Source organism: Pseudoduganella sp. RAF53_2, assembly GCF_052113985.1.
Lineage (GTDB): Bacteria > Pseudomonadota > Gammaproteobacteria > Burkholderiales > Burkholderiaceae_D > Rugamonas.
Genome location: NZ_JBFRDW010000491.1, coordinates 1 through 4,615 on the forward strand (window position 1 = coordinate 1; position 4,615 = coordinate 4,615).

General features: G+C 56.4%; 4 protein-coding genes. 1 reads left to right on the top strand and 3 read right to left on the bottom strand.

Annotation, left to right across the window (positions count from 1 at the left end; genetic code table 11):
* Positions 1 to 910 precede the first annotated feature (910 nt).
* The gene (locus AB4Z11_RS23685) at positions 911 to 1,891 is read right to left on the bottom strand and encodes a GGDEF domain-containing protein (protein ID WP_442028118.1); all 981 of its coding nucleotides are present in this window, start codon (positions 1,889 to 1,891) and stop codon (positions 911 to 913) included.
* Between the two features lie 493 nt (positions 1,892 to 2,384).
* Here AB4Z11_RS23685 and AB4Z11_RS23690 point away from each other — a divergent pair, with 493 nt between their 5' ends.
* Entirely contained in the window at positions 2,385 to 2,594 is a 210-nt protein-coding gene (locus AB4Z11_RS23690) for a cold-shock protein (protein ID WP_442028119.1), read from the top strand.
* A 386-nt stretch (positions 2,595 to 2,980) separates the two neighbouring features.
* Here AB4Z11_RS23690 and AB4Z11_RS23695 read toward each other — a convergent pair whose 3' ends face one another.
* Entirely contained in the window at positions 2,981 to 3,280 is a 300-nt protein-coding gene (locus AB4Z11_RS23695; protein ID WP_442028121.1) for a hypothetical protein, read from the bottom strand.
* Positions 3,281 to 3,574: 294 nt separating this feature from the next.
* Positions 3,575 to 4,615 (bottom strand): methyl-accepting chemotaxis protein (locus AB4Z11_RS23700; RefSeq protein ID WP_442028123.1); only part of this gene is annotated, 1,041 nt, incomplete at its 5' end.

The following is a 4,615-nucleotide window of genomic DNA, read 5'->3' on the forward strand; positions in this document are numbered from 1 at the left end:
GCGTGGACTACAATGAGATCCGGCCTCACATGGCTCTCAAAGACCAGACGCCAACGGAATACGCTCGGAGAACGGTTTCTGGAGGGCTTGAAGGCCATTGACCGACCAAATTCTCGGCCCCGAAATGTCCATGTAATCCAAGCGGATCAAGTGCCCCCGTCCAGCCAAGCGAACGTGTCCTGTCGCACGTTGCACGCGCTCGGCCCTTCGAGCGTGCGCCCTCGCAGCCTTTTTTCTCCGGCAGGGGGATGGTGCAGATATTGATAACAATCGTGTCCAACCGCTGCTAGACTGGTTCGCGGAATGTCAATCCCGAATCCACACAAGACCTTGGGAAGATTCAGAAGGCCATTTCTTTGCGTCTCTGACGACTGGCCCGTTTCGGTGGGCTTTTTTTTATGTTCGCCGCCGCCACCAAGCATCCTTTCGCCACCAATGACAGCTTTAGCGGAAATACCCAAAGTCTGGCACAGATGACTTGGTCTCTTGGAACTGCGGGCCCGATGGGCGGGTGATTCTCTTCTACGCGTCGTCGTCCACCRCTCCGTGGCCATGCACGCGATCTCGTCCGAGCCTGTACCGCAAGCCCAAACCCGCACCGTGGTGAATAGAGCGTATTGATGTGTGGCGAAAGCAGAGTTGAACCATGTGGCAATAGCAGCGTGAGTAACGCATGCACTAACGCCAAGCGTTCGCCGCCCGCCCCCATGCTCATACTCCCCAACCTGATCCCATGTGGCGCCTTCCAGCAAGGCGTACCGCGTGCAGAGGTACCCAACTGCCGAACGTTGGACGGCGCGCAACTGGACCTGTCAGTAGGGCGTCAGTTGCATTGGGTCATGGGTGACATGCGTATTCGGCGCCTGGCAGATATTTCCACCCTTCCGCGCCCTTCTTCGCGCGGCCACCATTAATGTGCTGGTGGCTTGGTACGCCGTTTTTGGCGATACATTTCTGTGTCGGCGCGCAGCAAGTAGTCTGGCAGCGAATCTTCACCATGCATATCGCAATTGATCACGCCGATGCTGAGCGACAGTGCGAAGCCGTCTTGTCTGCCAATGTTGAATTGTGCAGTCTTTTCCTTGATACGTTCGACGATTGCACGCGGCGTCGCATTGTCAAATGTGAAGGCTGCAAACTCATCGCCACCAACCCGCCCGACCACATCCGCATGCCGGAAGGCGCTATTGAAGACATATGCCGCAGCACGTATCAACTCATCTCCAGCGGCATGGCCAAACTTATCGTTAATTAACTTTAAGCCGTCCACATCCGCGAAGATCACGGCGCACGCTAATTCCTGGCGACGCGCAATTAACAAGCACTGTTGCGACTTCGCGAGGAATCCACGACGATTCTGCAAGCCGGTCAATTCGTCCCGCGCCGCCAGCTCACACGCTTCCATCCTTCCACATTCACTTGCACGAAGCTCTTCGATGTGACGGGACTGCGTTGCAGCTAATATCTCGCCTCGTTCTTCTTCCCTGTGCAATTGCTCCAACAGCTGGGTGAGACGCACTCCAGCCAATTCTGCCATACACGGAAGCAGCTTGAGGGCATGTCGTCGCACAGCGTGCTCGACAGGTGCCTGCCATACCAATCCAATGTAGCCGCGACTGTGTTCCGCAGTGAATGGCGCGACAACAAGTTTGCCGCCGTCCAGCGTCTGGGCATCAGACGGCAAACCAGCCGCGCCGTTGATGGATTCGCGTAGCCTTCCGCACACTTGATGATCTAACTCAAGGCAGGCGCCCTCGCGCGACGTATCCAGGAAATAAGCGCTATCGCCACTGTCACAGTCACTGTTGGTAATGATCAGAACCGCATCCGGCCGTAACGCCGTTCCATGTTCGATGGCACGCATAACGGCTTCCACGCTGTCGGCGAACATGAGTGCCTTAGCCACCCGAAGCAGYATCGTGAGCTCACCCTTTGTCGACTGGTGCGGCATACCAGCCCCCCCTTCCCCTGCGCCTTCGTCCAGCGCTCGTCCTTAGGTTATCGCTGCCGAACCGGCATGCTTTCAACCTTAATCCTCACCATTACACCCAAATATAAAACGCTGCCAAACTATTGGCGGTGCTGCAGCATTGCCACGACACCAGCAACCGGCTATCCCAAGCGTAATGCTCCTTTCACCACGCACTTCAACATCTTGACGCCATGGCGAATGATCGCCTTTTCTTCATAGAATAATGCTAGGTGCACATGGCGCAGCGTTGTATAGTGGGTTTACTGTGTATAAGCATCTCACATAACCGATGGACTCTGTCCTGACTTGCCGTTCTCGGCAACGCCTGTCCGATTCCCCGCTTATTGACCTCGCCTGTTGGCACCAGCCACCAGGCAATGCCCGGATTCCGACTTTCCTATGAGGTTCCATCATGACATCGCATACCGGCATCGTAAAATGGTTCAATCCAGGCAGAGGCTTTGGTTTCATCACACCAGACGCCGGCGGTCCTGACGTGTTTGTCCACTTCGAGGACATCCGAGTGGAAGGGTTCAAATCGTTGAGTGAAAATCAGAAGGTCTCGTTCGAACGTAGCCCAAGTCCAAAAGGCGAAAAGGCAACGAATGTGTGCCTAGTGTAGCCACTTTGGGACGACGATTGAAGTTGAGCTTCGCCCTTTATCATCAAGGTCTTGAGCGCGATCTTGCGTTGCCATCTGCATCGTCAGGCAGACAAGGAGATGTCGCGCACTTGCTACGCTTATCAATACCTGAGCTTTGTTGGCAGTCGACATCCGCATTACGCACACCCAGCCGCCAGCGCCCCATCGTTGATTACATACGGCGTCGTCAAAGCAAAGGAGCAGCGCAAACCGGATCGCGCCCGATTAGTGCGAGCCGCCGGATGTGAGACYAGCAACCGGCGGCTTCACTTGCGGCGGCACGCGCCTGCGTGACTAGGCCTCTGATTGGCGGGACAACGCAACTGCGGCGCCTATAGGAGCGAATGAGTCTAGGGAGATTGGCCTTAGGCGCCCTCAATATAGTAACCACACATGCAAACAATGGAAACAATTTCTGCTGCGTCCTGACGCTTGAGAAGAATGTCCCGCACCAGTGCAATCTGCGCGCGACTTGGGATAATTTCAGTTGCACTATGCTCCATCCAAGCGGTTAACACTGCCTTCAGTTCCACCGCTGGCAGTGTCGCAACATCTCGCTGCGTCGGCACGCTGGTCGACGGCGGATTGCGCTGTCCCACAGTTCGGCGCTGGGCGGCCGCAATGTTCTCTTCCGGAACGCCAAAGAATCGCTCATTATCAGCCATGCTACCCACCAGTGGTTTCGGAACAGACAATCAGGATAACAGTTATTCATTATGCCGGCACTCCCTTGTGGACAGATAAAAGCCCCCCTTGAACTGGAAAACGTTCGAGCTATCTCCGTACGACCTGAGCAACGGGCGCATCATATGCCGTGATAGGGAAAAACGCAGCACTGCAACGCGCAATGCCACCGCCGCCGATGAACCGCGGTGGTGCTACCAGGGTCCGTCACGGGAAGGCAGCCGTGTAAGCACGTTCCGCTCCGCCTGCATCCTAGCCTGCCGCGTCTTCAGGCCTCATTGCGTCGTCGAGAGAGTGAAACTGGCAACACTCGCGTGCAAACCACTGGCGGCACGCTGCAGTTGGTGAACTGCTTGGCTCGCCACCTGCAGCGATTCCACGGATTGTTGCGAGGCATCGCTGAGTTGGGACATTGTGTCGGAAATTTGCGTCGCACCGACCGACTGCGACTGCATGCCCTGCAACACCATATCGAACTGCGGCACCAGCTTCTGCACTTCCTCCATCACACGGGACAGCTGCAGCGACACGCGACGCACTTCGGTAACACTGCGGCGTATTTCTTCAGAAAATTTGTCCATACCCATGACGCTGGCCGACACGGCCGACTGCATCTCCTTGAGCATCTGCTCAATGTCCCACGTCGAGACCGACGTCTGGTCTGCCAATCGTCGGATCTCCGACGCGACAACCGAGAAGCCGCGCCCTGCTTCGCCGGCCTTCTCTGCCTCGATCGCCGCATTCAGCGACAGAAGATTGGTCTGGTCTGCCACTTTGGTGATGGTAACCAACACGCTGTTGATGTTGCTCGCCTTCTCCGATAACGCTGCCAGCTTCGCGTTGATGGTATTGGTGGCCGCAACAATGTCCTGCATGGTGCCGTCCATACGCATCAGATCACCCTTCGCCTGCGCCGTAGCGGTGGTAGTGTAGTCGGCAACAGCTACTGCATCCTCCATTGTTTTCAAAAGATGAGTCGTGTTGGCCGATATTTCCTTCGTGGTGCTCAACACTTCAAGCGAAGTCTGGGCATGCTCCACGCCGGTTGCCTCCAGCTGTCTGGCCGATGCTGCGATTTCCGTCGCCGACGTCGTCACCTGAATGCCGGCCTTTTGCACATTGTCGATGAGCGCACGCAGATTAGCGAGCATCTTGGCCAGGCCATCGCCCAACTGGCCGATGGCGTCGCTCCCCGTCACGTTGACCTGCCCGGTAAGATCACCTACCGTCGCCCGGGACACGACGACCAACAGCGCATCAACTTTCGATTTCAGAAGAGATGCTGCCGCGACCTCTTTGCCAAGACTTTCCTGGAT

Coding starts and splice junctions, on each gene's coding strand:
- AB4Z11_RS23695 (WP_442028121.1), bottom strand. CDS start 3,280: ATGGCTGATAATGAGCGATTCTTTGGCGTTCCGGAAGAGAACATTGCG.
- AB4Z11_RS23690 (WP_442028119.1), top strand. CDS start 2,385: ATGACATCGCATACCGGCATCGTAAAATGGTTCAATCCAGGCAGAGGC.
- AB4Z11_RS23685 (WP_442028118.1), bottom strand. CDS start 1,891: ATGTTCGCCGACAGCGTGGAAGCCGTTATGCGTGCCATCGAACATGGA.